Consider the following 23,602-nt stretch of genomic DNA (forward strand, 5'->3'; position numbering starts at 1 on the left):
TTAGGCGACAGCGGCCTGCACCGCATCCACCACGCTGTCCACGGTGCGTTCCAAGAGCTGCGCGTCTTCGCATTCCGCCATCACGCGCACCAAAGGTTCGGTGCCGGATTTGCGAATGAGCAGACGCCCTTGACCGGCCAGCGCCTGCTCTGCCGAGGCAATGGCGGATTGCACGGAGGAGGTCTCCAGCGGGGTCTGCCCTTCGCCGTAGCGCACGTTCTTCAGAAGTTGCGGCACGGTTTCAAAGACTTGGGACAGCTTGCTAGCGGGGGCGTTGCTTTCCACCATCGCGGCGATGAATTGCAGACCGGCCATCAGCCCGTCGCCGGTGGTGGCATAATCCGTCATCACGATATGGCCGGACTGCTCGCCACCGAGGTTGTAGCCGCCTTTGCGCATGGCCTCGACCACATAGCGATCCCCCACGGCAGTGCGCTCCAGCCGCAGGCCTTCGCCCTCCATGAAACGCTCCAAACCGAGGTTTGACATCACGGTGGCGACCAAAGCGCCGCCTTTCAGCTTGCCCGATTTGGCCCAGCGGGAGGCCAGAAGCCCCATGATCTGATCGCCATCAGCCACATTGCCGTTTTCGTCAATGATCATCACCCGGTCCGCATCGCCATCCAGACAGATCCCCACATCCGCGCCGTGGGTCACCACCGCTTCCTGCGCGGTGCGGGTGCTGGTGGAGCCGCAGTTTTCATTGATGTTGTGACCATTGGGGGACACGCCGATGGAGATCACCTCTGCGCCAAGTTCCCAAAGCGCCTCGGGCGCGGCGCGGTAAGCTGCGCCGTTGGCACAGTCGATCACCACTTTCACGCCACGCAGTGGCAAAGCGCGGGGCAGCGAGCTTTTGACCCGCTCGATATAGCGGAAGCGGCCGTCATCGATCCGTTTGGCGCGCCCGATGTTCTGCGCCTGTGCGGGCTCGACCCCGGTTTCGATCAGATGCTCAATCTCAGCTTCAGCCTGATCGGACAGTTTAAACCCGTCTGGCCCGAAGAACTTGATGCCATTGTCCACGGCGGGATTGTGGCTGGCGGAGATCATCACGCCAAGGTCAGCACGCATGGATGTGGTCAGCAAGCCGACTGCAGGTGTTGGCACCGGACCAAGCAGCAGCACGTTCATACCCGTGGAGGTCAGACCCGCGGTGAGCGCATGTTCAAACATGTAGCCGGACAGACGGGTATCTTTGCCGATCACCACGCGGTGTTCCGTGCCGCCATCGTTGCGGAAGTACCGCCCCACGGCCGCACCGATGCGCAATGCCATCTCGGCGGTCATCGGATAGGTGTTGGCGGTGCCACGCACCCCGTCGGTTCCAAAAAACTTACGCGTCATCTGCGTCTCCTGTTGTCACGGCCTGCCACAATTTCAGGGCCTGACGGGTTTCTTCTACGTCATGGACGCGCAGAATTTGCGCGCCTTGAGCGATGCCTGCAAGGGCAACTGCGATGGATCCCGGCGCGCGCTTGTCCGCAAGCGGAGCGTTGCCGATGGTGCCTATAAAGCGTTTGCGTGACGCGCCCAGCAAGATCGCGCAGCCAAGGCTGTGAAACAGGCTCAGGCGGGCCAACAAAGCAAGGTTATGCGCCTGCGTTTTGCCAAAGCCGATGCCTGGATCCACCACGATGTTCGCACGCGGAATGCCGAGGCTTTGCAGATGCTCAATTTGTGTTTCAAGGAAGTCATAAACATCCAAAAGCACGTCGTCATACTGCGGGTCCTGCTGCATCGTCGCCGGATCGCCCTGCGCATGCATCACACAGACCGGCGCATTCTGCGCGGCCGCGAGAGGGGCCAGTGCGGCGTCAAAAGTGAAACCTGACACATCATTGATCAGGGCCGCGCCTGCGGACACAGCGGCCTGCGCCACCTCAGCCTTGCGGGTGTCGATGCTGATCGGCACCGAAAGCGCAGCCGAGATTGCGGCAATGGCCGGGGCCGTGCGGGCAATCTCTTCGTCAATCGGCACAAAGGCTGCGCCGGGGCGGGTGGATTCGCCGCCGACATCAATCATGTCAGCGCCTGCTTCCGTCATGGCGCGCGCATGGCTGAGCGCGGCCTCGGCACCTTCATGCACGCCACCATCAGAAAAGCTGTCGGGCGTGACGTTCAGAATGCCCATCAGGTTGGGGCGCGCCATCGACAGGCCGGTCACAGCGGTGCGGGGCGCCACCATGCGCTGCAACACGTCATCAGGCACGACATCAGCAGAGACTATCTCCGCCGGCTGGCCACGGGTGAGGCGTTCAACATGGGTGAACCAGCACCAGCCATCCGCCAAGCGATGCGCATTGGCGGGGCGGGCCACGTCATATTGCGGGATGGCTCTATAATACACAGTCATGCGCGCTGCATGACCAATGCGCCCTCAAAAGGCAAGCGGTTCAACGCGCTGCGGCATCCAGAGACTGGTGACGTACCGGCATGTCGGTCTCAAGCGCATGCGCGCTGCCCGACCCAAGCACCACGAACTCCACCGCCTGCATCTCTTCGGCGAACCAAAGCGCAAGCGCGAGCGCGTCGCTCGGAGGGGCTGTTGGACCATCCACCGCGTCGAGCACAATTTTGGACGGCGCCCAGACGCAGGTCTGGTCATTTTTCATCGCCCAATCCAGCTCGGTGCGGGTGTCGACCACCACACAGCGGGAATCACGGGCCGCCAGCATCCATGCGTTTTGCTCAATGGCGAGCAGATCCACACGGCGTTGGGTCATGGCGTGGCCGGTTTGCGGCGCTGCCAGATCAGGCGCACCTACACAGAGGATCAGCGGCACATCGGTTTGCAGGAACCCGTCGATAGCGCCCGCAAGCTGCTCGGACATGCGCGCCTCATTAGAAACAAATACAACGCGCGGCTGCGGTGCCTCTTCTTCAATGATCTCCTCAACGGGTGCGAGATGCGCCTTGCGGCTGCGGACAATCTCGACCCCCAGAGCACCGGGGCCGCGATCCAGCTTTTCGATGCGCACAAAAACCCGGTGGGCCTGCGGCTCAAGCAGGATGCGGTCAGCCACGCGGGCCGCGAGGGTTTCCAGCAGGTTCAGACGCTCGGCAGAGAGTTCGAAGGCAATGGCTTCGGTGACTTTGTCATAAGACAGGATGCGATCCACATCGTCCTCGACCACCGGGCCAAGCGGCAACACCTCTACCACCACGTTGAAGCAAATCCGCTGGGTGGTGCCCCGCTCTGCCTGAAACGCGCCGATTTCCACCTCAACGGTGTGGTCGCGCAAGGAGATGCGATCAAGCGGGTCATCTGACGAGGTGGCCTCGGCACGCTCAGAAGGATGGGCAAACGCCAATCGGATTTCGTTGCTCATGATCTCTCTTCCACGCGCTGTTGTTTCGATCCCGCCACCCGGCGGTGGTGCGGCCTTTATCAGGCCATGTGCCGCGCGGCCATAGGGCAAACGCGGCACATCAAATCGCGAAACCGAAAGAAGCGTCAGTTCTGAGACAACCGTGTGGGCATCCGGTAGAAGTGATGAACACCAATGGTTGTAGTGCGCTCATAGACACGCGACCAGCGCGGGTTTACCGCCTTGGTGTGATAGTGGGTTGCCCCATCCGTGAGTTCCGCAGGCGCGCCGGCAAGCAGAAGGTCGGCCACTTTGCCAACACGCTCATAAGCGCCGTGTTCGCGGATTTTGTCAGACAGCCCATCGCAGTTGTAGGTGAACTGGCACTGGTATTTGCGACCGCTCGCAGTGCCCTGATTGATCACGCCACAGACGCTTCCGGGAAAGGCCGAGTGTTCGGCGCGATTGAGGATAACTTCAGCCACAGCGAACTGGCCTTTGACGCTTTCACCGCGCGCCTCAAAATAGAGCGCCTCGGCCATGCATTGCCATTCCGCTGTGCGTTTCTCATCGTTTACCTTTGGCAGGCTGTCGATAAACGCGCGGCTGTAGCTGATTTCGGTTGGCTTAGGCTTTTTCGGCGCGAAAATATCGCGCAAAGTCTTGCCATCAAAAAGTACCAATTGTCGTGGTTTGGTGGAGGCAGATTCGGTCGCTGGTGTCGTCTCCGCGTAGCTGTTGCCCACAGTCAGGGCCGCAGCCAAAAAGGATGCAATCAAGTAGCGCATGATGACCTCGTTTTATGGGGTTTATGACCCCGGCAGCTTTAAAACGGGGGTGTTGTTAACGAAAAATAAACGAAACGTCCACTCACAGGCTTGTCACAGCCAAAACACTGCGCTGGCTCCTAAAGAGAGTTTGTAAAAAAAGTGTTATTTTACTGAAGCTTATCTTTGATCGCCAGTTGAGCAGCCGCCAGTCGCGCCACCGGCACCCGGAACGGGGAGCATGACACGTAATCAAGCCCAATCTGCCGACAAAAGGCAATCGATTCGGGGCTGCCGCCATGTTCACCGCAGACAGACAGCGTCAGATCAGGCTGCGCACGGCGGCCACGCTCGGCCCCCAACCGCAGCAATTCGCCCACCCCTTCCTGATCCAATGTGTGGAACGGATCTTCGGGGAAAACGCCCTGCTGCACATAGGGGCTCATAAAGCGTCCGGCGTCGTCGCGCGACAAGCCGTAGGTCATCTGTGTGAGATCGTTGGTGCCGAAGCTGAAGAAGTTGCAATGCTGCGCAATATCCTCGGCCCGCAGTGCGGCGCGCGGGGTCTCCACCATCACGCCAAGGCGGTAGTCAAAATCGCGGGCGCGCTCGGTGCGCACGGCGGCGGCCACCGCATCAATGCGGGTTTTCACCAGCTCCACTTCGCGCTTGGCCGAGACCAGCGGAATCATGATTTCCGGCACAAAGGGCTCGTTGTCGCCACAGGCATCCAGCGTCGCCTCAAAAATCGCGCGGGCCTGCATATCGAGAATTTCCGGCACTGTGATGCCAAGGCGCACACCGCGCATGCCCAGCATCGGGTTGTATTCCCCCAGTGTCTCCACGCGACGGGTCACATCGGACAGCGGCAGGTTGAGCGATTCGGCCAGATCGCGCAGGCCAGCGCGGTCGGTGGGCAGGAATTCATGCAGCGGCGGGTCAAACAGACGGATGCAGACCGGACGTTTGCCCATGATGTTGAACAGCTCGACAAACATTTCCCGCTGCATCGGCAGCAGGGCCTGCAGGGCCACGGCGCGGTCCGCTGAGGCATTGGCAAAGATCACCTCGCGCATCGCGATCAGCTGGTCGGCCTCAAAGAACATATGTTCGGTGCGGCAGAGGCCGATGCCTTCGGCCTCAAACATCAGCGCGGTTGTGGCGTCTGCCGGGGTGTCCGCGTTGGCGCGCACACCGATGTCGCGGCTGAGATCGGCCCAGCTCATCAGGGTTTGGAAGGCATCATCCAGCGCGGCTTCCATCATTTTGGGTTCGCCAGCGAGAATATTGCCGGTGGTGCCATCCACGGTGATCACATCACCTTCGCGGAAAATCCGGCCATCGGTTGCGATGATCCGCTTTTTGCGAATCTGAAACCGCATGGAGGTGGCCCCGACCACGCAGGGAAGGCCAAGACCGCGCCCGATCACTGCCGCGTGGCTGGTCATGCCACCGCGTTCGGTCAGGGCGGCGCTGGCGGCGTGCATGCCGCGAATGTCCTCGGGGTTTGTCTCCCGGCGCACCAGAACACAGGCCTCACCACGCGCGGCGCAGGCCTGCGCCTCTGCCGCGGTGAACACGATCCGGCCGGTGGCCGCACCGGGGCTGGCGGCAATGCCGCTGCCGATCACATCCCGCTCCGCTTCGCTGTCGACCTGACGGTGCAGGAGTTCATTGAGGGCGCGCGGCTCGATCCGCATCACCGCCTCTTCGCGCGTGATGATCTTGTCTTCGGCCAGCGACACGGCAATCCGCACCGCCGCGCGGGCGCTGCGTTGCACGCGCACACCGTCCAGAATGTGAATCTCGCCGTTTTCCAGCGTGAATTCGATCTGCATCTCTTCGCGCAGGCGGGCCCGCATCAGCCCAGCATATTCAGTCAGCAGCGCAAAAGCGTCCGGCACCTTTTCCTCAAGGGAGGCACCGCGCGCGTCTTTTTGCAGAAACAGCGCCCCTGCCCCGGATTTCATCGCGTCCCGACCCTGGCTCTGGCTCATGTAGCGCCCGGTGATCTGCGGCAGACCTGTGTCGCTGTTCACCAGCTGCAGCACGCCGCTGCCGCTTTCGCCATGGCCGACACCCAGCGCCATTGCCTGGATCACAAGACCAAGCCCCGCATCCGCAGGCGCGCCTTTGGCCTGACGCAAGAGCCGCGCGGTGGTGCCTTCCCAAGCGCGCGCCATGGAGCGCAAGACCCCGATCAGCTGTGCGCTGCGGTCCTGCGGGAAAGGCTCTTCGGCCTCGTCCTCATAAGCTTCGAGAAAATCCGCGACCGCGTCGGGATCGGAATTGTCCAGATCATCAAAGATGTCGGGATCCAGTCGCGCCACATGGGTGGAGTAAGACTGAATGAATTTCAGATAGAGTTTGGCTGCTGCTTCCGCGCCAATGGTCTCGCTCAAAGAGGCCAGCTGTTCATCGTTCATGCCGATGTTCAGGATCGCGCCGGGGCCGCCCCAATCAGGGTCTTCGGAACTTGGGCGCACACACAACAGCTGCCCATCTTCAAACGGGGCAAGCACCTGCGCCATATCGGGCTGTTCGCCCGCCGCAAGCCCGTGCACCGCATCAAAGGACAGCGCGACGGTTGTCGGCACCGGGAGATCAAGCCGCACCAGACGCTGCAGGCATTTGGCCCGCCCGCCATGGGTTGCAGGCGCCATGGGCGCTGTGGGGGTGATCAGGGTGATATGCGGGTCATTCTGCTGCACTGCGGCACCTATTCATTGCGCGTCGCAGCATAAACCGCATGGGGCGCGAGGCAAGTCTTAGCTGCCTCGCACGTAGAACTACGCCTTAGCCTTCCACACGTGTCAGATCTGCGGCCTGCAGACAGATTGTGCGGATGCGCGACAGCAGGTTGAGGCGATTGCGGCGCACCACTTCGTTGTCGCTGTTGACCTGAACCGCCTCAAAGAACGCATCAATCGGCGCGCGCAGGGAGGCCATGTTTGACATGGCTGACGCGAAATCTTCGGTCTCGATGGCCGAAGAGATCGCCCCTTCCGCCCCATCAAGCGCGGCAAAGAGAGCTTTCTCGCTGTCGTCCTCGGCAAATTTCACATCTGCGCCAAAGGAATACTCGACGCCGTCTTTCTCTTCGGCCTGGCTCAGAATGTTGTTGGCACGCTTAAAGCCCTGCAGCAGGTTCTCGCCATCCTCGGTGGACATGAAATCCTGCAGCGCGCGGGCGCGGGCAACCAGAAGCGCCAGATCGTCGTTGCCCGGCATCGCGATGCAGGCGTCGATCACATCATGGCGGATGCCCTGATCGCGCAGATAGACCTTGAGACGGTCGTGGAAGAAGGTGAGCAGATCCTGAGGCGCAGCATTGGCAATGCCACGCGCCTGAGCGGCGTGCATTTCCATGTGTTTGGCTTCGTCGCCCTCAGCCGCCTTGGCAGCCGCTTCCCAGTCTTCGACTTTCAGCAGAGCCGCAACGGCGGTCTGCGTGATGCCCAGCAGGTTGATGCGCAGACCGTTTTCCAGCACCAGACGGATCACACCCAAGGCCGCACGGCGCAGGGCAAACGGATCTTTGGAGCCGGTAGGCTTTTCATCAATCGCCCAGAAACCTGACAGCGTGTCGAGCTTGTCCGCCATGGCCACAGCCACGGAAACAGGGGCAGTTGGCACGTCATCGGATGGGCCCAGCGGGGAGTAATGCTCTTCGCTGGCCTGACCAACTTCCGCAGGCAGCTCGGCCGCCTGCGCATAATAGCGGCCCATCAGGCCCTGAAGCTCCGGGAACTCATAAACCATTTCCGAGCTCAGGTCGGCTTTACAGGCTTGCGCAGCCATCTGCGCCAGCATCGGATCGGCCTTCACCGATGGGGCCAGCGTGGTCGCGAGATCCGCAATCCGCATCACGCGCGCGCCTTGGCTGCCGATCTGGGCGTGGAAAGTCACGTTTTCAAGCTTCTCAACCCAAGGCTCAAAGCCCTGATCCTGAACCGTACGCACGTCGTTTTCCCAGAAGAACTTCGCATCGCTCAGACGCGCAAACAGCACCTTCTGGTTGCCCGCCAGAATGGTGGCGCCGTCGTCTTTGGTTTCACGGTTGGCAACGGTCACAAATTTCTCGATGCGGCCGGTTTTCGGGTTCTTCACGGAAAAGAACTTCTGGTGCTCTTTCATCGAGGTCTGCAGCACTTCCGGTGGCAGGCCGAGGAAATCCTCTGCGATGTCGCCCATCAGGACCACCGGCCATTCAACCAGACCGGCGACTTCGGCCAGAAGGCCTTTGTCTTCGACCACTTCGAAACCTTGGGCAAAGGCCATGTTGGTGGCGTCGTTCCAGATGGTTTCGGCGCGCTCTTCGGCGTTCAGAACCACTTTGCTGCGCTTGAGCTTGACCTCATAGTCCTCAAAGCTGGTCACGGCAAAGCGGCCCTCGCCCATGAAGCGGTGGCCTTCGGTGGTGTCGCCAGAGGTGATCCCGTCGATGTCGAGCGGCACAATGCTGTGGCCGTCCTCTGCGGACAGAATGCACAGGATCGAATGCAGCGGGCGCACCCAACGCAGGCTGCCTGCACCCCAGCGCATGGATTTGGGCCAGGGGAAATTGCGAATGGTGTCTTCGAGCACCTCAGCCACGATCTCTGCCGCCGGACGGCCCGGCTTGGTGATGGTGGCAAAGTAGACCGCGCCTTTCGGGGTCTCGCGCTCTTCCAGATCTTCGCGCGCTACACCTGCGCCGCGCAAGAAGCCTTCGATGGCTTTATCAGGCGCGCCAACTTTGGGGCCTTTGCGCTCTTCATTCACGGTCGGGCTTTCGGCCAGCAGGCCTTCCAGCGCCAGTGTCAGACGGCGTGGTGTCGAATATGCACGGGCATGAGCGTAGGTCAGACCGGCCTCGACCAGACCATCCGTCACTTTCTTTTTCAGGTCTTCAGCGGCCCGCGCCTGCATGCGGGCGGGGATTTCCTCAGAAAAGAGTTCGATCAAGAGATCAGGCATGACGGATCCTTAGAAGTTCACGATGGTCTGAATAACTACCGCGTTGGCAATATCGACGAAAAACGCCGAAACCAAGGGCAAAACGACAAAAGCGATGGGGGCCGGGCCATATCTCTTGGTCACGGCGGTCATATTGGCGATGGCGGTGGGGGTTGCGCCCAGCGAGAAGCCGGCAAAGCCCGCCGCCAGCACCGCCGCCGTGTAGTTGCGCCCGAGGGCATAGAACAGGATCACGATCACCAGCGCGATGGTGGCCGCGGTCTGCACCACAAGGGTGACGACAATCGCCCAGCCCGCCTCGCTCAGGGTGGAGAAATCCATGGTCATAAGCGAAATCGCCAGAAAGGTGCCAAGCGCAAATTCCGAGACAATGGCCAAGCTGGGCGTGCGCGCGACAGAGGGGATTTTGGGCGCCAGAATGGGCCGCAGGTTGGCCAGAATGATGCCACTGATCAAACAGGGCACAAACAAAGGCAGCATCAGCCCCAGCTGTTGCAGCACGCCATGCATGGCGTAGCCCATGATGACCGCCAGATGCAGCGCCAGCATCACCCGCATGAGGCTCACATGGGTGATCTCCAGCTCGTCGCGCTCATCCTCATAGGCCACGCCGACCACGTCACCGTCATCCGGGCGGCTGGGTGAGAGATTGTGGCGCGAGATCAGATATTTTGCGACAGGGCCACCAATCAGCGAGGCGGCAATCAGCCCGAGGGTGGCCATGGCCACACCCAGTTCCGGCGCGCTGGCAAAGCCGGTGACTTCGGCCACATTGGGCGACCAGGCAATCGCCGTGCCATGCCCGCCAATCAGCGAAGCCGAGCCAAAAAGCACGCCGGTTTGCGCGGGCAGACCAAAGAGCTGCGCGCCTGCGATGCCGACGATATTCTGAATGAGGATCGTGCCAAGCGTCAGCACCAGCAGCAACAGCAGCACCCGCCCGCCCAGCAAGAGATCAGACAGGCGCGCATTGAGGCCGATGCCCGCAAAGAACAGCACCAGAAGATAGTCCCGCGCGGCGACCTCAAAATGCAGCGATTGTCCTGACAGCGCGGCATAAATCGCAAAGCAGGTTGAGGCGATCAGCCCGCCGGTGACAGGCTCGGGAATGTTGAACTCCCGCAAAAAGGCCACTTCGCGCGTCAGGCGCGCGCCCAGCAGGTAAACTGCAAAGCCAAGTGTCGAGGTGATGAATTCGGGGAAGACAAAGATCTCAGGCACTTGGCTGTGCTCCTACTGTTTTGGCGGGCAGTGATCCGGCAAAGGTTTTCCGTCAAAGGCGATTTCGCCACAGGCGTTGATTTCGTTCCAGGCAAATCCACGCCCATCGGGCAGAATGGCGACGATGCGGTCAATACCGTATTGCACCTCTTTTTCACCCAAAAACGCGAGCGCCTCGCCACTTTCCAGCGCCGCGCCGATCTCTTTGGCGTCAAAACAGTCAAACCAGCCCGGCGCATTGCGCGGCTCTGCCTTCTCCAGCAGCATGTAGGTTTCTGTCAGCAGTGGAGCGCTCATGGAGGTGGTGAAACAGGCGCGGTAGCGGATCGGAGAGCTTTCGCTGTCGATCGCCTTGAAGTCCTCATAGAGAATGGGCTCCGGCTGTTCGCTGACCAGCAGGGTGAGCTGCACGTCATCTTTGAGGTCAGACACGCGCACCTCGTCGTAGTAGCCATAGATTTGCAGCCAATACATGGCGATCCCGCCCACCAAAGCTGTCAGCACGATCACACCTCCCAGCAATTTGCCCGTCATGCGGTTGCCCCCTGAATTTCCGTCAGGCTTGTGTTGCGCGAAACCGCTGCGCGGCGCACAGTCAAAGCCAAGTGATTGAGTTGATTTGAACCTACCAAGAGATTGAGATGCCCGATAGCTTTGCCGTGGCCATGTTCGGGGCCCTTTTTGCGGTCATGAACCCGTTTGTAAATCTGCCGATTTTCCTGAGCCTGACAGAGGAACTTGCGCCCCCCGCGCAGCGTAAAACCGCGCTTCAGGTGGTGGTCTACACCAGCATTGCCTGCGCGATTGTGGCCGTGGCGGGCTCCGCCATCCTCGATTTCTTTGGTATTTCGGTGGACGCGTTTCGCGTCGCGGGTGGGCTGGTGCTGTTGCAGATCGGCTTTCACATGCTGAACGGCAACAACAGCAGCGCGCATCATGGCACTGAACATGAGCAAGCCGCCGTGGCCAAGGCGCCGGTAGAGAGCATCGCGTTTTATCCGATGACCTTCCCCATGCTGGTTGGCCCCGGCACGATGACCACGCTGATTCTCTATGCCCATCAGGCCAATGGCGCGACCGGTTGGGCGATTTACGCGGCCTGCGTTGCGCTGGTGGTCGGGCTGTTGGCGGTGGTGTTCCTGTTTGCAGGCAATATCGGCAAGCATCTGAGCGCCACGGCGCGCACCATTATGACGCGCCTTATGGGGCTGATCCTGATCGCCATCGCGATTGAAATGGTCGCGGACGGCGTGAAGGTGCTGTTGCCGGGCTTTGCCTAGCATAAGCCTCACGCCGCGTAGCCACCTGCCTCTGTCTGCACAAACGCATCCGCGCATTGCTTGGCCAGTGCGCGCACGCGGCCGATATAGGCCTGACGCTCGGTGACCGAAATCACCCCACGTGCGTCCAGCAAGTTGAACAGGTGGGACGCCTTGATGCACTGGTCATAAGCCGGATGCGCCATGATGATGCGCTTGCCGGTTTTGGGATCCATATGCTCCTGCGCGAGGATCTTCTCGCACTCGGCCTCAGCCTCTTCAAACTGCTTGAGCAACACGTCGGTGTTGGCCACGTCAAAGTTCCAGCGGCTGTATTCCTGCTCGGTCTGCTTGAACACATCGCCATAGCTCAGCGCGATCTCGGTCTGTGGATCGTTGAACGGCATGTCCATCACGTGGTCGATGCCCAGCACATACATGGCCAGACGCTCCAGACCATAGGTCAGCTCACCGGACACAGGATGGCAATCGTGCCCGCCGACTTGCTGGAAATAGGTGAACTGGCTGACTTCCATCCCGTCACACCAGACTTCCCAGCCAAGGCCCCACGCGCCGAGGGTCGGGCTTTCCCAGTCATCCTCAACAAAGCGGATGTCGTGCATCTCCATGTCGATGCCGATGGCCTCAAGGCTGCCGAGGTAAAGCTCCTGCAGGTTGGGCGGGCTCGGTTTGATCAGCACCTGATACTGGTAGTAGTGCTGCAGGCGGTTTGGGTTCTCCCCGTAGCGCCCGTCGGTCGGACGGCGCGACGGCTGCACATAGGCTGCGGCCCAGGCTTTGCTGCCCAGAGAGCGCAAAGTGGTGGCCGGGTGGAACGTCCCTGCGCCCACTTCCATGTCGTAGGGTTGCATGATGGCACAGCCTTTTTCGGCCCAGTAATTCTGAAGCCGCAGAATGATCTCCTGAAAGCTGCGAGGTTTGCTGTCGCTATGTGCCATTTTTATGCCCCTTACAAACGCGGGTCTTGCTTATGCGCAACCCTTCGCGGGGTCAATTGCAGCATGGCGTAAAATAGAGGTGCATGAGTGCAAGAACCTGTTAAACAGGCCGGGAACTACCAACGTCACGAGTTTTAGGGACTACGACCACTATGTTGCGCACTGTTTTGTCGCTGTTTGCGGCACTCATTTTCAGCGTTTCCGCCCTCTTCGCACAGTCTTCTCAAGATGACATCGTCTGGGTCCAGCTGGAAGCCCGCCCAAGCCTCACCGAAGCCAGCGCCAATATTCGCGGCTATGCCCAACGGATGGATGACGTGAACGGATTCTCGCTTGGCGGCGGCTGGTATGCGGTGGCTCTGGGGCCATATCGCCGGGAAGACGCCGAAAACGTGCTGCGGGTGTACCGCTCTGAAGGGTTGATCCCGATTGACAGCTACATCGCCCTGTCCCGCGACTATCGCAGCCAGTTCTGGCCTGTTGGTGCCAATCTGCTGACCAATCCGGAAAGCATCACGCCGGGTGCGCAGCCTGAGCAGAGCGCCAGCGTTGAGATCACCGAGCAACCGGTTGAAGCCGCTCCTGAGCCAACACAGCCTGTGGTGCAGCAGCTGCCGGATGAAACCGTGGGCCAAGCCCGCGCCAGCGAAGCCCAGCTGACCCGCACAGAAAAGATGCGCCTTCAGGAGTGGCTGCAGTGGGCTGGTTACTACAATTCCGCAATTGACGGCGCCTTTGGCCGTGGCACCCGCGCCTCCATGGCGAATTGGCAAGCCGACAACGGGTTTGACGCAACCGGCGTTCTGACCACGCTTCAGCGCGACACGCTGCGCCAGCAATATTACGCAGTGCTGGAAGGCATGGACCTTCAGGTGGTGCGCGATCTGGACGCTGGCATTGAGATGCTGGTGCCTCTGGGGGCGGTATCCAAGACAGGGGCAGAATACCCGTTTGTGCAATATGAGGCGGCAAACGGCCCTGCGAAGGTGCTGCTGATCAGCCAGGCAGGCGATCAAAACACGCTCTTTGGCCTCTATGACATCATGCAGACGCTCGAAATCGTGCCGCTGAACGGCCCGCGCGAGCGCAAGAAAAGCAGCTTCGTTTTGACCGGTCAGAACGGTCAGGTGATCAGCCACACAGAGGTGTCTCTGGAGGATGGCGAAGTCAAAGGCTTCACGCTGGTTTGGCCCAATGGCGATGAAGAGCGCCGCAAACGTATCCTTGGCGAGATGCGCGCAAGCTTCACCCGTCTTGGCGGCACTCTGGATCCGGCCGCGGGCGACAGCGCGGCGCAGGACATCGACCTGCTGGCGGGGCTTCAGATCCGCAAACCCAAGCAATCCCGCTCCGGCTTCTTCATTGACCGCAACGGCCATGTGCTGACCACTGCGGAGGCGGTGCAGAGCTGCTCCAAGATCACCATCGAGGAAGATTACGACGCCAAGGTTGCTGTGCTGGATGAGGCGCTTGGCGTTGCCATTCTCGCCCCCGTAAGCCCGCTCGCGCCGATTGATGTGGCCGCGCTGCGCGACGGCGCGCCGCGTATCCAATCGGATGTGGCTGTGGCTGGCTACTCCTTTGAAGGCGCGCTGGGGGCACCCACCGTGACCTTTGGCAAGCTGGCGGACGTAAAAGGCCTGCGCGGTGAGCGCGAGCTGGCACGGCTGGCGCTTGAGATCGAGCCCGGTGACTGGGGCGGCCCGGTGTTTGACGCAGGCGGCGCGGTCTTTGGCATGCTGCTGCCACGGGATGCCCAGAGCGCCCAGCAGCTGCCAAGCGACGTGAACTTTGCTGTCAACTCTGACGCGCTGCGCGCGTTGCTGGCCCAAGAAGGCATCAACGCGGGTCTGGCAAGCAGCGCCCAAAGCCTCGCGCCAGAGGATCTAAGCAAACGCGCGAGCGACATGACCGTGCTGGTCAGCTGCTGGTAAGATCCTCTCCCCCTCACATGCAAAAGGCGGCCCCAAATGGAGCCGCCTTTTTTGTGTCTGCTTTGTTTTTGCCCCAAGCGCAGCCACGCTAGGCCCGCCAGAATTGAACGGTAAAGAGCACAAACACCGCCAACAGCTCCAACCGGCCCAGCAACATGCCAGCCGACAGAAGCCATTTGGCCGAGTCATTGAGAGATGAGAAATTGCCCGCAGGTCCGATGATGTCGCCAAGCCCCGGCCCGATATTGGCAATTGCGGAGGCCGCGCCGGAGAGCGAGGTGACAAAATCAAGTCCGGTCATGCTCAAAAGCACAGCCAGCGCGCCAAGGCTCACGGTGAAGAAGACAAAGAAGGTCATCACCGAGTTCAGCGCCTCTTCATCCACCTTGCGGCCCTGATAGCGCAGGATGAAGACGCCCGAGGGGTGCTGAATGCGGCGCAGCTGTACACGGATCGCAGAGAAGAGCAGCTGATAGCGGAAGATCTTCACCGAACAGGCAGTGGAGCCCGCGCAGCCACCGATCAGCCCGATGAAGAAGAACATGGCGACGATGAAAGAGCCCCAGTTCATGTAGTCGACACTGGCGTAGCCGGTGCCGGAGATGATCGAGGTGATGTTAAAGAGCGCCTCGCGGAAGGCCTGCTCCCAGCTGTGGGGGAAGAAGGTGGTCAGGATCAGTGTGAACATCACCACCAGAATGGCAATGGTCAGCAGAAAGAGGCGCACCTGACTGTCTTTGAACAGCGGCGTGGTGTTGCCGTTGACCATTTGCACATAGCGCACAAACGGCAGGGCGGAGAGGATCATAAACAGCGTGGCGACATATTCCAGCGGGCCGGAGAACGCTCCAAAAGACGCATCATAGGTGGAAAAACCGCCCGTGGAGATCGTGGTCAGCGCATGGACCAAAGCGTCAAAGGGCGCCATGCCCATGACGATGTAAGCCAGCATGCAAGCAAAGGTCAGACCCGCATAAATGGTGGAGATCTGGCCCGAAATGGCCGTGGCACGGGGCAGGATCTTGCCCATGGTGTCAAAGCCCTCAGAGCGGAAGATCTGCATCCCGCCGACTCGCAATTCGGGCAGAAAGACCATGGCGACCACAATGATGCCGATGCCACCAAGCCATTGCAGCAAGCCCCGCCACAGCAGCATGCCGCGTGGCAGCTCTTCAAGGCCGGAAAACACGGTGGCGCCGGTCGTGGTCAGCCCGCTCATCGATTCAAAGACCGCATCCACCACCCGCGCCTCTGTTGCGCCAAACATGAAAGGCAGCGCCCCAAACAGCGGTAGGGCCAGCCAGACGCCGGTGGTCAGCAGGAAGGTCTGTTGCAGGGTCAGCCCGTTGCCGCGCCCGTTGTGACAGGACAGCGACACAAGCACGCCCGTCAGACAGGTGACAACAGCACTGACAAAAAAGGCTTCCCAATGGCGGGTGCCGTCAATCAGGTCCACCGCCATGGGCACGAACATGGTCGCCCCCAAAATGGCCACCAGCAGGCCGATGACATATCCAACAGGTCGCAAGTCTAGCATGGGCGCAGCGTTGGCGTTTGCCAAAGCCGCTGTCAAGCAACTAGAGCAGTTTGCGCTTGGCGGAAACAGCCTGTGCGCCGCCCTTTTCGACCGGCGACCAAGCTAGGTGGTTTTGTCAGCCAACGTGGAACAGCGTGGTGAAAAGCTTGGGATCGAGACTTTCAGCGGCAAAGAGCGGCCCATCCGTCAGCACCGACACCGCATCGTGGCTGTGCAGGCTTTCCTGATGGCTGGCGATCACACGGAAATCTCCGATGCGCGGATCGGCCTTCAGCTGTTCACAGAACAGGCGCGCGGCGTCTTCCACAAAGATTGGGTTTGCGGCGTTGAGTTCCGCAAAGGCCTGTTCGTCCTCGCGCTTCACCATCACCTGCGTCTCTGTCGGAACCGCGGCGCGGGCCAGATCGATGAGATCCTCAAACCAGAGTTTGGGCTGATCCACCACTTCCACGGAGATCCGCGCCACGGAGCGTTGCGAATGCGGGGTGGCAAGCTGACCACGGGACATGCGCGCGTGCTCGCTCAGCTCCAGAGAGCAGGGGCAGGTTGAGGAATATACATAGTCCAGATGCATGATCTTATGCATCGTGCCGCCATTCTGCACCTTCTCCAGCGCGATGTCGTAATACTGATACCCCGAAAGGCCCGAGCGCAGGGACTCGATCTTCATCGGATAGGAAAACCGCATCTGCAGGCGGGCGTCAAAGCTCTCCAGATCGGTGATGTAATCCGCCAGCGCGGCCTCCATCACAGAAAAGCTGAAGGTTTTTTCGGCGTGTTTGTAGAACGAGCGCATGATCCGGGACATGTTGATGCCCTTTTTGTCGGCCTCAAGGCTCACCGTGCCGGTAACGCTGGTTTCCAGCGAGATGTCGCCATTGTCGCGGGTGTGAAACCGGATCGGAAGGCGGAAATTGGAAATCCCGACGTGCTGGATCTGCTGCTTCTCGCCTTTGATCAGGCTGGAGGGGCCGTTTTGCAGATCCGGCAGGGTGGCGCGATAGTCCGGGGTCGCTTCAAAATCATGCGGATATTCGCGTGAGAGCGACGGGTAATTGACCAGAGGCTGATCGGGCAGCAGGCGGGAAATGGCGGGATCAAGCTCTGCGATCTCGGTCACAGAGGCGGTCTGGGCCCATGAGCGCAACCGCGCGAGCGCGTCCTCGGCTTCTTCCAGCGTCACTTTCCCGTCATTCTTGGGAGACTGAATGTTCATGACCAAGCACCCTTTGCGTCCTGACCCTGACTACCTTAGTCCGTCAGGGAAAAAATAGCTAATTTCGAATTCCAATACGCGTAAAACGGCATCTTGGTTCATACTTCGCGCCCCAAAGAAAAGAGCGGCGCCCGAGTGTCTGCCTCAAGCGCCGCTCCTGCATCATGATTACATGGGCTTAGCTTTGAGCCGCTTCAAGTGCGCGGGAAATATCAGCAATCAAGTCCTGCGTGTCTTCCAGACCGACCGAGAAGCGCACCAGACCCGGCGTGATGCCAAGCTCATCTTTCTGCGCATCAGACAGACGCTGGTGCGTTGTGGTGGCCGGATGGGTCGCAATGGATTTGGCATCGCCGAGATTGTTGGAGATCACCGCAACTTCCAGCGCGTTGAGGAACTTGAATGCCGCCTCGCGCCCGCCTTTGAGGTCGATGGACAGCACAGTGCCGCCTTTGCCGTCGAGCTGCTTCTGCACCAGAGCTGCCTGCGCATGGCTTGCCAGCCCCGGATAGATTGTGCGTGCCAGCGCCGGATGATCCTGCAGCGCCTCGGCAATGGCCAGCGCGCTTTCCGCCTGTGCGCGCACCCGCAGATCAATGGTTTCCAGACCCTTGAGCATGACCCAGGCATTGAACGGGCTCATGCTGCCGCCGGTGTGCTTCATGTAGGGCTCAAGCGTGCCGCGGATGAAGTCTTTGGTGCCAAGCACCACACCACCCAGAGCGCGGCCCTGACCGTCGATATGTTTGGTGGCGGAGTAGATCACCACATCAGCGCCCTGCTCGATCGCGCGGCTGAAGACAGGGGTGGAGAACACATTGTCCACCACAACCAGCGCGCCAACCTCATGGGCGATCTGCGCCACGGCGGTGACGTTGATCACCTCAAGCGTCGGGTTGGACATACTTTCAAAGAATACCGCCTTGGTGTTGGGCCGCATCGCCGCCTTCCAGGCCGCGAGATCAGTGCCATCCACAAAGGTCACCTCAACGCCGTAGCGGGTGAGGATGTTTTCCAGAATATAGAGACAGGAGCCAAACAGCGCCTTGGCGGAGACCACGTGGTCACCGGCCTGCAGCATCGAGGTCAGCGCGCCGCTGACAGCCGCCATACCGCTTGCGGTGGCAAAGGCGTCCTCTGCCCCTTCCAGCGCGGCAATACGCTCTTCAAACATCGCAACCGTCGGGTTGCCATAGCGCGCATAGATGAACTCATCCGGTCCGGTCTCGATAAAGCGCGCCTCGGCCTGCTCTGCGGTCTCGTAGACAAACCCCTGAGTGAGGAAGATCGCCTCGCTCACCTCGTTATACTGGCTGCGCCGCGTGCCGCCGTGCACAAGCTTCGTGCGTTTGTTCCAATCGCTCATGTCATCATCTCCCGGGCCGTCTCTGGCTGGCCCAAATAAAAAGCCCCGTTCCGGCCAAGCGGAAGGGGGCTCCTTCATCCTGACCTCTTTAGCGGCATGTTTTACGTGGCCCGCAATCCGGTAACAAATCGCCACGCCCGCGCTTTACGCCTCAGCTCTATAAAGGTCAAGGCTGCAGCGCTGCGGTCACATTTGCTTTACTCCCTGCCGCCTCAAAAGGATGTCTCTGCACCCCCTCTTGCGGCACCGCGCGAAACCGGCATCATGGCGCACATCTCAGGAGGAGCGCCCATGTCATCTGACCCGATTGATCTTTACTACTGGCCCACGCCAAACGGCTGGAAAATCTCCATCGCGCTGGAGGAGATGGGGCTGCCTTATGAAACCCATCTGATCAACATCGGCAAAGGCGATCAGTTTGCACCCGATTTCCTACGCATCGCGCCCAACAACCGGATGCCCGCGATTGTCGATCCGGACGGTCCGGATGGCAAACCTGTTTCCGTGTTTGAAAGCGGCGCGATCCTGACCTATCTCGCGCGCAAAACCGGCCAGTTCATGGGACAGAGCGAACGCGACCGGATCGCGGTGGAAGAATGGCTGATGTGGCAGATGGGCGGCCTTGGCCCCATGGCCGGACAGACGCATCACTTCCTCAAATACGCGCCTGAAGACATTGCCTATGCCAAGGATCGCTACCGCTCCGAGGCGGCGCGGCTATATGGCGTGCTCGACCGGCGTCTGGCGGACAACGAATATGTCGCCGGAGATTTCTACTCTATCGCGGATATGGCGATCTGGGGCTGGGCCTCGCTCTGGGAAGGGCAGGAACAAACCCTTGAGGACAAACCCCATATGGCGCGGTGGCTCAAAACACTTTGGGAGCGCCCTGCCCTGCGCCGGGGCCGCGCCCTGCACGCAGATTTGCGCGCAGACCGCTCTGACACCTGGGTGCAGGCCGAGCTGTTTGGGACGGAGGCCTAAGCCGGATCAGGTTTCTTTTGTGTCTTCTTCAATGGCGTAGTCCTGAAAGATCTTGCCCTGCGTCATGAAGAAGACAAACACCGCCGCCGTCAGGCCGAAGGTCTTGAAATAGACCCAAGTGTCGGTGGTTTGGGTGCGCCAAATGATTTCGTTGAGCGCGGCAAGGCCAAAGAAGAAATAGGTCAGACGCTTGGTCAGCAGCATCCAGCCTTCTTCCTTGAGCGGCATCATCTCTTCCATAACCACCTTCAGGTAGCTCTGTCCGCGCAGCAGCCCAAAGCCAAGAATGCCGCCAAACAGTAAGTAGATCATGGTGGGCTTGATCTTGAAGAAGCGCTCGTCGTTGAGCCAGACCGACAGGCCGCCAAACACCACAACCAGCACCAGCGTGGCGATTTGCATCTTGCTGATCTTGCCGGTCAGACGCCAGAGGATCAGGGTGGTGAGGGTCAGAAGCGGTACAAAGCCGGCGGTGGCCAGAATGAAGCCGTCATAGTCGGTGCCGCCAACGGTAAAGGTCTGATCGCGCATCCGCAGATAGGCCACAAAGAAGGCCACGATCGGGCCCATCTCCAGCACCATCTTCAAAACCGGATTGATCTTCTTCTCTGCCATCGCGCGTTTCCTCTCCTCAGGCGTCCTATCCGCCCATTTCCACTATCACAGCCCCGGCCGCAATCAATGCCATCAGGGCAATCCGGCGCGGGCCAACGGTCTCTTTCAGCACCAGCCAGCCAATCAGCGCCGCAAACACAGGCGAGGTCTCCCGCAGCACGGCGGCCTCGCCAACTTTATCAAGCCGTGTGGCCAGCATCACCGAGCCAAAGCTTGCAAAGGCCACCAGACCGCCAAAGAAGCCCCGCGTCATGAGCGGGCCCAATGTGGGCGGGTTTTCCATCCGCCGCCAGCGCCGCGCGGCAATGACCGGAAACACCAGACCGTCGATAAAAAAGAACCACGCCAAGAAGGTAAATGGGTCTGCAGTCGCGCGAATGCCATAGGCGTCATAGGTGGTGTAAAGCGCCACAAACAATCCGGTGAAGACAGCGATCACCATGGCGGAGACCAGCGTATCGCGGCCTTCCGTCATAAAAACCATGTTGTAGACCGCAAGCCCCAGAATGCCCGACATCAGGACGGCCACGCCCAGCCACTGAACCGCGCTGAAGGTTTCGCCAAAGATCAGATAGGCGCCAATCACGGTGAAAAACGGGCCTGTGCCGCGCACCACCGGATAGACCACGGTGAAGGCGCCTTTGGTGTAGGCCCAGCCCTGCAACAGCTTATAGCCGGTGTGGATCACGAAGGCCCCGGCAAAGATCGGCCACATATGCGGCTCCGGCCAAGGCACCACAAACAGCGCAAACGGCAGCGCCATAGCGCCATAGCTGAAATCAATGGCACCGCGTGTCAGCCAGGGATCATGCCGCCCCTTCTGAAGCGCGCCAAAAACCGCGTGCAGGAAGGCGGCTGATACAGCCAGGATCAGCGCAAGCTGCTGTCCGGCCTCGGTCCCTGCGAGCGACACAAGCCATGCGCTCATTCTGTGTCATCCGCTACGCGCAAGCGCCGGGGGTTTTCCACCCCCGGACCCCCGGAGGATATTTCAGGCAAGAGGAAGATCAGCTCTGCTCCACGCCGATCAGGGCCGTGGCAAACTCTTCCGGGTCAAAGGGTTGCAGATCATCAATCTGCTCCCCCACGCCAATCGCGTGGATCGGCAGGCCAAATTTATCCGCCAGCGAGACCAGAATACCGCCCTTGGCGGTGCCATCCAGTTTGGTCATCACAAGGCCGCTGACGTCTGCAAGTTTCTGGAAGGTCTCCACCTGGCTGATCGCATTCTGACCGGTTGTGGCGTCCAGCACCAGCAGCGTGTTGTGCGGCGCATCCGGGTCTTTCTTGCGGATCACACGCACGATCTTGGCGAGTTCCTCCATCAGATCCTGACGGTTCTGCAGACGGCCTGCGGTGTCGATCATCAGAAGATCCGCCCCTTCGGCCTCCGCTTTGGTCATGGCATCAAAGGCGAGGCTCGCCGGATCAGAGCCTTCCGGCGCGGTCAGCACCGGCACGCCGGCGCGTTCGCCCCAAACCTGCAATTGTTCCACAGCGGCGGCGCGGAAGGTGTCGCCCGCAGCGATCACCACGGATTTGCCTGCCGCGCGGAACTGGCTGGCGAGCTTGCCGATGGTGGTGGTTTTGCCGGAGCCATTGACGCCCACCACCAGCACAACCTGCGGCTTTGACGGATAAAGCGGCATCGGGCGGGCCACGGTTTCCATGATGCGGGACACTTCGCCCGCCAGAAGGCCTTTGATCTCCGCCGTGGAAACCTTTCTCCCCATGCGGCCTTCGGCGATATTCGCGGTGACGCGCAGGGCCGTGTCCACCCCCATGTCAGAGGCGATCAGCAGCTCTTCAAGCTGCTCCAGCATGTCATCGTCAAGCTCACGCTTCACCACAGGCGCGCTGCGGCCCTGTCCGGTCAGGCGCGACAGCAGGCCGGGCTTGGGGGCCGGTGCAGCTTGCGGCTCAGGCGTGGGGGTTGGCGCTGGGGCCGGGCTTGGCGCAGGAGTTGAAACGGGTGTTGGCGCTTCAGCAGGCGTTTCAGTGGTGGGGGCACTAGACGCGGCCAGTGCCTCAGGGGATGATTTCTGCGCGGCGGGGTCCGCTGCTGGAGTTTCTGCGGGGGCTTCTGCCTCCACTTCACCGCCATCTTCGACAATCGCCTCCAGCCCCTCTTCCAGTTTGGAAGAGGATTTGAACAACCTGTCCTTGAGCTTTGAGAAAAACGCCATGTGGGTCTCCGAAACTGTTGGGACTCAGTTAGTCTGAATTTGCAGGATTTAAAAGAGCGGCGTCTGCCAGCCGACCCCGGCCACGATCAGAAACTGCCCGACCGCATAAAACGCCCAGACCGCGACTGAGGTGAGATGATGCAGACCGGTGTTTGGTTTCATCCGGAAAAGCTGCATCGCCAGAATGGTGTCTGACAGGATAAAGCCCATCGCCCCGATCATCGCCCAGACCCGCATGTCGAGCCCAAGGGCGGCCACGCCCATGGCGCAGATCAGCACCACATAGCCGCGCACAATCCAGCGCAACGTGCCTGTGTAGGGGCTGAGCCAGATCTCTGTGGAGAGGCCAAGCGCCACAATCGCGGGAAACAGCAGCGACGCGGTGATCGCACTGCCGCCCAGCATCCAGAAATGCACGGTATAGGCCACATGCACCAAGCCAAAGGCGGCAAGCCCCCAAAGGAACGGCCGCTCGCCATCCCGCGACAGCACCAGATCGCCAATGGCTGAGAGCACAAGCGCAACCACAATGGTGCCGGCACCAAAACTGACCGCCACAGCCCCGGCCCAGGCGAGCAGCGGGATGGTTTTGACAATGGATTTTGCAAGGCTTTGCGGCCGATAACAGTAAAACACACCGTAGATCAGCGCGGCCAGCACGCCCACAGCCAACAAAATCAGACGCAGATTTTGCCGAAAGGCGATTTCCTCAATAACACTCATACCAACTTTGGTCCGTTTTTCTTGTATTCTAGCCATGTGAAGGCTGCGCGCTGCAAGCAGATTTCCTGCATAACGCTGGGGCACTCCAACGACGGCTAAGATATTTGCACAGAGGGCCTGTAAGCCGGATTCTGTCGCGCCAGGTTGCCCCGGCGCTGATGACCATTCATCTAGGATGCCTGTTACCAGACACCTCCAGCTGCCAACCCGGATCTGCTCGGGGCAAGACACCCCTGTGACTGACGCCACGCGCGATCCCTATTTGGCATTGCTCCCGGTGGGGCTTGCCGTGCCGCTGCTGTTGCCAGCCGCGCGGTGGGCTCTTACCCCACCGTTTCACCTTAACCCTGACGGATCAGGGCAGTCTGTTCTCTGTGGCGCTTTCCCTCGGGTTGCCCCGGCCGGGCGTTACCCGGCACCGTTGCCTTGTGGAGTCCGGACTTTCCTCACGGGCTTGCGCCCCTGCGGCCATCCAGCCCTCTGTGCAAGAGCGGTGTAGGGGGTTGCAGCGGAGAGGTCAATCGCCCCCCTTTTGCGGCGCATTCGGGGGAGATGGTGCGCAGTG

19 protein-coding genes, 1 other RNA gene and 1 riboswitch are annotated in these 23,602 nt (G+C 60.5%); of the genes, 3 read left to right on the plus strand and 17 right to left on the minus strand.

The annotated features are described in order from the left end of the window. From glmM to ACO07T_RS01805, 8 genes are all read right to left on the minus strand, one after another. Window positions 1–1,347 (minus strand): phosphoglucosamine mutase, encoded by a 1,347-nt coding sequence (gene glmM / locus ACO07T_RS01770; RefSeq protein WP_422048003.1) that lies wholly within the window; start codon window positions 1,345–1,347, stop codon window positions 1–3. After that, on the minus strand, window positions 1,337–2,356 hold the full coding sequence (folP, locus tag ACO07T_RS01775; protein WP_422048004.1) for a dihydropteroate synthase: 1,020 nt from the start codon (window positions 2,354–2,356) through the stop codon (window positions 1,337–1,339). Before folP ends, glmM begins: the two co-directional genes overlap by 11 nt. Before the next feature lie 40 nt (window positions 2,357–2,396). Beyond that, window positions 2,397–3,332 (minus strand): dihydroneopterin aldolase, encoded by a 936-nt coding sequence (locus ACO07T_RS01780; protein WP_422048006.1) that lies wholly within the window; start codon window positions 3,330–3,332, stop codon window positions 2,397–2,399. A gap of 125 nt (window positions 3,333–3,457) precedes the next feature. Next, a complete protein-coding gene (locus ACO07T_RS01785) occupies window positions 3,458–4,099 on the minus strand; it encodes a cell wall hydrolase (protein ID WP_209084445.1) in 642 nt (213 codons plus the stop codon). 149 nt (window positions 4,100–4,248) lie between these two features. Then, the gene (locus ACO07T_RS01790; protein WP_422048592.1) at window positions 4,249–6,741 is read right to left on the minus strand and encodes a putative PEP-binding protein; all 2,493 of its coding nucleotides are present in this window, start codon (window positions 6,739–6,741) and stop codon (window positions 4,249–4,251) included. Window positions 6,742–6,874: 133 nt separating this feature from the next. After that, window positions 6,875–9,037 carry a glycine--tRNA ligase subunit beta gene (gene glyS / locus ACO07T_RS01795; RefSeq protein ID WP_422048007.1) on the minus strand — a complete coding sequence of 721 codons (2,163 nt, stop codon included), beginning with the start codon at window positions 9,035–9,037 and terminating at the stop codon, window positions 6,875–6,877. A 9-nt stretch (window positions 9,038–9,046) separates the two neighbouring features. Continuing rightward, on the minus strand, window positions 9,047–10,258 hold the full coding sequence (gene gltS / locus ACO07T_RS01800; RefSeq protein ID WP_422048008.1) for a sodium/glutamate symporter: 1,212 nt from the start codon (window positions 10,256–10,258) through the stop codon (window positions 9,047–9,049). Between the two features lie 12 nt (window positions 10,259–10,270). Continuing rightward, complete coding sequence (locus ACO07T_RS01805; protein ID WP_422048009.1) at window positions 10,271–10,792, minus strand: DUF6446 family protein; 522 nt, start codon at window positions 10,790–10,792, stop codon at window positions 10,271–10,273. A 107-nt stretch (window positions 10,793–10,899) separates the two neighbouring features. Between ACO07T_RS01805 and ACO07T_RS01810 the strand changes: the two genes are divergently transcribed. Beyond that, window positions 10,900–11,538, plus strand: coding sequence for a MarC family protein (locus ACO07T_RS01810; protein WP_422048010.1), 639 nt, complete (start codon window positions 10,900–10,902; stop codon window positions 11,536–11,538). Window positions 11,539–11,546: 8 nt separating this feature from the next. Here ACO07T_RS01810 and ACO07T_RS01815 read toward each other — a convergent pair whose 3' ends face one another. Next, a complete protein-coding gene (locus ACO07T_RS01815; RefSeq protein ID WP_422048012.1) occupies window positions 11,547–12,476 on the minus strand; it encodes a glycine--tRNA ligase subunit alpha in 930 nt (309 codons plus the stop codon). Between the two features lie 152 nt (window positions 12,477–12,628). Between ACO07T_RS01815 and ACO07T_RS01820 the strand changes: the two genes are divergently transcribed. Next, a complete protein-coding gene (locus ACO07T_RS01820) occupies window positions 12,629–14,410 on the plus strand; it encodes a trypsin-like peptidase domain-containing protein (RefSeq protein WP_422048014.1) in 1,782 nt (593 codons plus the stop codon). A gap of 88 nt (window positions 14,411–14,498) precedes the next feature. On the opposite strand, the gene ACO07T_RS01825 is transcribed toward ACO07T_RS01820, so the two are convergent. From ACO07T_RS01825 to metZ, 3 genes are all read right to left on the minus strand, one after another. After that, complete coding sequence (locus tag ACO07T_RS01825) at window positions 14,499–15,947, minus strand: TrkH family potassium uptake protein (protein ID WP_422048593.1); 1,449 nt, start codon at window positions 15,945–15,947, stop codon at window positions 14,499–14,501. 115 nt (window positions 15,948–16,062) lie between these two features. Next, the gene (gene folE2 / locus ACO07T_RS01830) at window positions 16,063–17,163 is read right to left on the minus strand and encodes a GTP cyclohydrolase FolE2 (RefSeq protein WP_209065201.1); all 1,101 of its coding nucleotides are present in this window, start codon (window positions 17,161–17,163) and stop codon (window positions 16,063–16,065) included. Between the two features lie 178 nt (window positions 17,164–17,341). Next, on the minus strand, window positions 17,342–18,529 hold the full coding sequence (gene metZ, locus ACO07T_RS01835) for an O-succinylhomoserine sulfhydrylase (RefSeq protein WP_422048015.1): 1,188 nt from the start codon (window positions 18,527–18,529) through the stop codon (window positions 17,342–17,344). A gap of 67 nt (window positions 18,530–18,596) precedes the next feature. Continuing rightward, window positions 18,597–18,674: riboswitch (SAM riboswitch) on the minus strand. A gap of 146 nt (window positions 18,675–18,820) precedes the next feature. On the opposite strand from metZ, the gene ACO07T_RS01840 reads away from it, so the two are divergent. Continuing rightward, complete coding sequence (locus tag ACO07T_RS01840; protein WP_422048016.1) at window positions 18,821–19,513, plus strand: glutathione S-transferase N-terminal domain-containing protein; 693 nt, start codon at window positions 18,821–18,823, stop codon at window positions 19,511–19,513. A 6-nt stretch (window positions 19,514–19,519) separates the two neighbouring features. Here the strand turns inward: ACO07T_RS01840 and ACO07T_RS01845 are convergent, their stop codons facing one another. The 5 genes from ACO07T_RS01845 to rnpB all read right to left on the minus strand — a co-directional run bounded on the left by ACO07T_RS01845 (window position 19,520) and on the right by rnpB (window position 23,521). Continuing rightward, on the minus strand, window positions 19,520–20,128 hold the full coding sequence (locus ACO07T_RS01845; RefSeq protein WP_422048017.1) for an inner membrane-spanning protein YciB: 609 nt from the start codon (window positions 20,126–20,128) through the stop codon (window positions 19,520–19,522). A 25-nt stretch (window positions 20,129–20,153) separates the two neighbouring features. Continuing rightward, window positions 20,154–21,056, minus strand: a complete 903-nt coding sequence (locus tag ACO07T_RS01850) for an EamA family transporter (RefSeq protein ID WP_209065205.1) — start codon at window positions 21,054–21,056, stop codon at window positions 20,154–20,156. Between the two features lie 79 nt (window positions 21,057–21,135). Then, on the minus strand, window positions 21,136–22,314 hold the full coding sequence (ftsY, locus tag ACO07T_RS01855; protein WP_422048018.1) for a signal recognition particle-docking protein FtsY: 1,179 nt from the start codon (window positions 22,312–22,314) through the stop codon (window positions 21,136–21,138). Between the two features lie 48 nt (window positions 22,315–22,362). Then, a complete protein-coding gene (locus tag ACO07T_RS01860) occupies window positions 22,363–23,037 on the minus strand; it encodes a lysoplasmalogenase (RefSeq protein WP_209065207.1) in 675 nt (224 codons plus the stop codon). A 104-nt stretch (window positions 23,038–23,141) separates the two neighbouring features. Beyond that, an RNA gene (gene rnpB / locus ACO07T_RS01865) (RNase P RNA component class A) lies at window positions 23,142–23,521 on the minus strand. Window positions 23,522–23,602 lie beyond the last annotated feature (81 nt).

Origin of the sequence: Shimia sp., from assembly GCF_965227725.1 — a bacterium.
Taxonomy (GTDB): domain Bacteria; phylum Pseudomonadota; class Alphaproteobacteria; order Rhodobacterales; family Rhodobacteraceae; genus Shimia.

What these genes read in the sequence shown, in the direction of transcription:
- glmM (WP_422048003.1), bottom strand. Translation starts at nt 1,347, where the DNA reads ATGACGCGTAAGTTTTTTGGAACCGACGGGGTGCGTGGCACCGCCAAC.
- folP (WP_422048004.1), bottom strand. Translation starts at nt 2,356, where the DNA reads ATGACTGTGTATTATAGAGCCATCCCGCAATATGACGTGGCCCGCCCC.
- ACO07T_RS01780 (WP_422048006.1), bottom strand. Translation starts at nt 3,332, where the DNA reads ATGAGCAACGAAATCCGATTGGCGTTTGCCCATCCTTCTGAGCGTGCC.
- ACO07T_RS01785 (WP_209084445.1), bottom strand. Translation starts at nt 4,099, where the DNA reads ATGCGCTACTTGATTGCATCCTTTTTGGCTGCGGCCCTGACTGTGGGC.
- ACO07T_RS01790 (WP_422048592.1), bottom strand. Translation starts at nt 6,741, where the DNA reads ATGGCGCCTGCAACCCATGGCGGGCGGGCCAAATGCCTGCAGCGTCTG.
- glyS (WP_422048007.1), bottom strand. Translation starts at nt 9,037, where the DNA reads ATGCCTGATCTCTTGATCGAACTCTTTTCTGAGGAAATCCCCGCCCGC.
- ACO07T_RS01805 (WP_422048009.1), bottom strand. Translation starts at nt 10,792, where the DNA reads ATGACGGGCAAATTGCTGGGAGGTGTGATCGTGCTGACAGCTTTGGTG.
- ACO07T_RS01810 (WP_422048010.1), top strand. Translation starts at nt 10,900, where the DNA reads ATGCCCGATAGCTTTGCCGTGGCCATGTTCGGGGCCCTTTTTGCGGTC.
- ACO07T_RS01815 (WP_422048012.1), bottom strand. Translation starts at nt 12,476, where the DNA reads ATGGCACATAGCGACAGCAAACCTCGCAGCTTTCAGGAGATCATTCTG.
- ACO07T_RS01820 (WP_422048014.1), top strand. Translation starts at nt 12,629, where the DNA reads ATGTTGCGCACTGTTTTGTCGCTGTTTGCGGCACTCATTTTCAGCGTT.
- ACO07T_RS01825 (WP_422048593.1), bottom strand. Translation starts at nt 15,947, where the DNA reads ATGCTAGACTTGCGACCTGTTGGATATGTCATCGGCCTGCTGGTGGCC.
- folE2 (WP_209065201.1), bottom strand. Translation starts at nt 17,163, where the DNA reads ATGAACATTCAGTCTCCCAAGAATGACGGGAAAGTGACGCTGGAAGAA.
- metZ (WP_422048015.1), bottom strand. Translation starts at nt 18,529, where the DNA reads ATGAGCGATTGGAACAAACGCACGAAGCTTGTGCACGGCGGCACGCGG.
- ACO07T_RS01840 (WP_422048016.1), top strand. Translation starts at nt 18,821, where the DNA reads ATGTCATCTGACCCGATTGATCTTTACTACTGGCCCACGCCAAACGGC.
- ACO07T_RS01845 (WP_422048017.1), bottom strand. Translation starts at nt 20,128, where the DNA reads ATGGCAGAGAAGAAGATCAATCCGGTTTTGAAGATGGTGCTGGAGATG.
- ACO07T_RS01850 (WP_209065205.1), bottom strand. Translation starts at nt 21,056, where the DNA reads ATGAGCGCATGGCTTGTGTCGCTCGCAGGGACCGAGGCCGGACAGCAG.
- ftsY (WP_422048018.1), bottom strand. Translation starts at nt 22,314, where the DNA reads ATGGCGTTTTTCTCAAAGCTCAAGGACAGGTTGTTCAAATCCTCTTCC.
- ACO07T_RS01860 (WP_209065207.1), bottom strand. Translation starts at nt 23,037, where the DNA reads ATGAGTGTTATTGAGGAAATCGCCTTTCGGCAAAATCTGCGTCTGATT.